1 pseudogene is annotated in these 1,087 nt (G+C 69.5%); it reads left to right on the top strand.

Annotation, left to right across the window (positions count from 1 at the left end):
- Nucleotides 1-79: 79 nt before the first annotated feature.
- Nucleotides 80-1,065, top strand: a pseudogene (locus ABD259_RS25620) (IS5 family transposase).
- Nucleotides 1,066-1,087: the final 22 nt, after the last annotated feature.

Here is a 1,087-nt window from a genome sequence, read left to right as displayed (position 1 = left end):
TAGGCCCTGTCTGGAGTTCGGACCACCAGTTCGGTAGATCGCCTGCGCGTCGGGGCCCGGCCTTGATAGATCGTCAGTCATGGCGCGAGGCGATCTCACCGACGAGCAGTGGGCCCTGATCGAGCCCCACCTCCCGATCGCCGCGGTCGGGCCCATCCCTGACCTGCGGAAACACTTCAATGCGGTGATGTGGCGCTTCCGCACCGGCAGCCCCTGGCGCGACCTACCGAGTGAGTTCGGGCCCTGGCAGAGCGCCTACGACCGGTTCCGCATCTGGGTGGGGCAGGGAGCCTTCCAGCAGCTGATGGAGGCGGTGATTGCCGAGGCAGCTGCCTGCGGCGAGACTGACATGGGCCTGGTCAGCGTGGACTCCGCGACGTCCCGGGCCCACCACCACGCCGCCGGGATGATCCTCGATGCGGAGCAGTTGGCGGCCCTGGAGGCGGCCGTCGAGGCCGAAAAGGGGGCACCTCGAAGGAACAAGAGCCGCAAGAGGGACAATCCGGCGCCGACGGCCGCGCTGAACGACGTCGGACCCGCCGACGGCACCGCGCCCGCTTAAAGGCTGCTGAACTGGGGCGTTCCCGGGGCGGGCTGACCAGCAAGATCCATCTGGCGGCCGACCGGCGCTGCCGCCCGCTCGCGTTCGTCCTCACACCCGGACAGGCCGGCGACAGCCCGCAGTTCGTCCCGGTCCTGGAGCGGATCAAGGTGCGCGGGCCGGTCGGACGCCCAAGGACCCGGCCGGACGCGGTGGCCGCCGACAAGGCGTACTCCTCCCGCCGAAACCGCCACTACCTGCGAGGACGCGGGATCCGCGGGGTGATCCCGGAGAAGGTGGACCAGGCCGCCAACCGCAAGAAGCGCGGCTCGCGCGGCGGCCGCCCCGTCAGCCACGACGCGGACTTGTACACCGAGCGCAACACCGTGGAGCGGTGCATCAACCGCCTGCGGAACTGGCGCGGCATAGCGACCCGCTTCGACAAGACCCCGCAGAGCTACGAGGCCGGACTCCACCTGTGTGGTGCGATGCTCTGGCTCCGCAGCATCGCACCACACTCATGATCAAACTCCAGACAGGACCTAG

The organism is Nocardiopsis rhodophaea, from assembly GCF_039530945.1.
Lineage (GTDB): Bacteria > Actinomycetota > Actinomycetes > Streptosporangiales > Streptosporangiaceae > Nocardiopsis_C > Nocardiopsis_C rhodophaea.
Note: the sequence above shows the minus strand (reverse complement) of the source record. Positions and strands in the feature narration are given on the sequence as shown.